Below are 2,803 nucleotides of genomic sequence, written 5' to 3' on the forward strand. Positions count from 1 at the left end.
TTTAAACTCCGGAGAGTATTTTCCTTTCTTATTCATATTCACCTTTACCTCATTCGCTGAGTAAAAGGTGTCCGTTTTTACGTAACTAGGTTAGTATTCAATTAAGTTCAATTTTGATTCTAAGATCTTATTCAACTTATAGAGTTGTTATGATTTCCTATGGGTTGCGTTTTAGGGCGCTCGAAGTAACCCAATAAACATATTCCTAAAGGTTTAGAATTTTGGACAAACTTTTACATAAAAAATAAAATGTTTTATCCTCGAACCCAGCTTTCATCTTTTTATAGAAAAAATTCTGAATATTGAAAGTTCACCGTCAATAACATGAGTTCGGCCTAAGAGATTTGTTTTATAAAAACCAATTTTCCATAAAATAAATGTGGGAACTCCCAAACTCGAATCACAAAAAATGAATGTTTAAAAATTTATTATGAGACTTAATCTGTGGGAACTCTCACGAATCTGTATTTTACAGTAAAACTTTGGAATGTAAAAACTCTACTGTTCTTAGTCTTTAAAAATTAAAAGCAAACATCTCCATAAATGAATGTAGGACTATAACTTTTAGAAAAAACTTCTTAGTTTTTCTTAAGTCGAAACTCAGGTTAAATACTATAAATGGAAGTTCTTACATTTATAGTATTCTGGTAAAATAAACTAATGAAATGAATTTTATATGCAAAACTAAAAATTCAATCTTATAAACCTATTCTTTACCAAATCTCTTTTGTATTTTTCCTTTGAGTTTTTTCTTCCATCAAAAGATTTTCTGTCATTCTATCTGGTTAATCTTTTTGATTGTTTTCCGATGATTGTAAAGTAGAGGTACTATGATTCGAATTTTACTTATGACCTATTCCAGAATTCATATTTTCTTTTGTAGAATGAATAAAAACAATTCGTTAAGCTCAAAAAATATATCCGTTACATCGATCTCGTATTGGATTTATATTTTATTATTATTTCCGAAAATCATCTTAGGTGTTACTCCAGGTAAGTGGTCTCACATAGATAAATATATTTTTGGAAACAATTCAAATGGACCCGTAAAAGAAATCGTTAAAAATGCGAACGGTAAGATAGTCTACTCTGCTCTTTATGAATACAATTCTTCTGGAAAACTCATTAAAGAATCCTACTTAAACTCTGACGGAAAAACAGACGGTTTTACAATTTTTCAATACAAAGATGGAAAAGTAGTTCGAGAAGAACTCTTTGATAAAGATAATATTCTACTCGAAACAAAAACGTTTAAATACAGTCCGAAAGGAGAAATTAATCTTGTGGAAGTTTTTGATAAGGATAATAAACTTCTTTTAAGATCAAACATCAATTCTTGGGACAAAGATTTTGTAAAATCAGGTCAGACCAATTGGTCTGATTCTAAAGAAATTGAAATATTTAACCTGATTCAAGATGAAAAAAATCCAAGAGCATTCATTCAGAACATTTATAATGAAGAGAAAAAACAAATTGCTTCTACAAAATTTGAATACGATGAGAAAGGAAAATTACTGACTCGGCTGAACGTTCAAGGTAACCAGGAAAGAAAGAATCAATTGAATTACAGTTCCAATAATTTACTTCAAAGTTTTACATTTCACGTGAAACAAAACAATAAATGGGAACTTCAAAAAACTCACGAGTTGATTTATAAGTAACCACACAACAACACGGTCTTGATTGTAACTTTTTGACAGTTTTTTATTTCTTTTACTCAATTCTAAACTTGTTTTCAAAAGTGTAGAAATTCTTTCAAAAAAGAATGTTCAAAAAATTTAAATCATCCAAATAAGTTGTGAATTATTTTTGGGAACTGCAACGTTATCAATTTAAGTCGTGCTGATCTGTTCAAAGTTTTATCTTTTATACCAAACCTGTCTGGCGTTTTGAAAGTTTTATTGTAAAATTCAAAGTTGTATGAGTTCCCACATTTTGTTTTTCAGAAAAGCTAAGTTTCATAAAATCAATATTTTAACATTGAACTTAGTTTAAGTTGATTTGGTATAAATAAAATCTGATTCATAAAAGGGGAGTGATAATCCTAGGTCTTTTGGTTTTAAAATTTAGAAACTATAATCAAACTTCCCTCAGAAATTTGTTGTTTTTTATTTTGAAATCAAGGTCGTTCCAGAATGCAGGAACTCATACGGAAAATAAACCACAAAGAAGATAGTTAAAATTCTTAAGCTTTTCAAAGAAATATAATTTGTAGGAACTACTTCGCTCTATTAAATTCAAATATTCAAAAGAATCTATTCTAGTATCAGTTCAGCGTAAAGAATCCATAATTCATTTCCTGAAAAAAATTGGAATCTGAACTTTGGAGATCTATTTTTAAAATGTGGGAACTACCACAAAATTTGGATTTATCTGTAAAATGACATGTGAACTGCAAATCATAACTTTAAAAACAAATTCTAAAATTATAGAAACTACTTCATTTAGAAAATTCTTAAACCTTTCAAAGAAACATAATTTGTAGGAACTACAACATTACCAAATATTCAAAAAAATCTAAGACTTAAGATAACTTTAAATGTAGGAGCCATCACTTTAAGAATCTTTATAAAATAGACTTTTAATTTTTATGATAACCGCAGATAAATAATTCCACGTAAAAACTTAATTAGAAATCATCCTTTTTGGGTTTATAAAAAATTTCTTAAATTATTTTGTCACAAAAGGAAATACAAGATTTAAATGTTATAGAAGATTTTTTACATTTTCAATTGGTTTCAAAAATGTAAGTCGAAAACAAGAATTTCATAAAAGAAATCGATCTCTTCCAAATAAACTAAAG

General features: G+C 27.8%; 1 protein-coding gene. It reads left to right on the forward strand.

Annotated features, from left to right (window positions below; translation table 11 throughout):
• Positions 1-830: 830 nt before the first annotated feature.
• On the forward strand, positions 831-1,661 hold the full coding sequence (locus BW942_RS20650; RefSeq protein ID WP_000619331.1) for a hypothetical protein: 831 nt from the start codon (positions 831-833) through the stop codon (positions 1,659-1,661).
• Positions 1,662-2,803: the final 1,142 nt, after the last annotated feature.

The organism is Leptospira interrogans, assembly GCF_900156205.1.
Lineage (GTDB): Bacteria > Spirochaetota > Leptospiria > Leptospirales > Leptospiraceae > Leptospira > Leptospira interrogans.

Coding starts and splice junctions, on each gene's coding strand:
- BW942_RS20650 (WP_000619331.1), top strand. CDS start 831: ATGATTCGAATTTTACTTATGACCTATTCCAGAATTCATATTTTCTTT.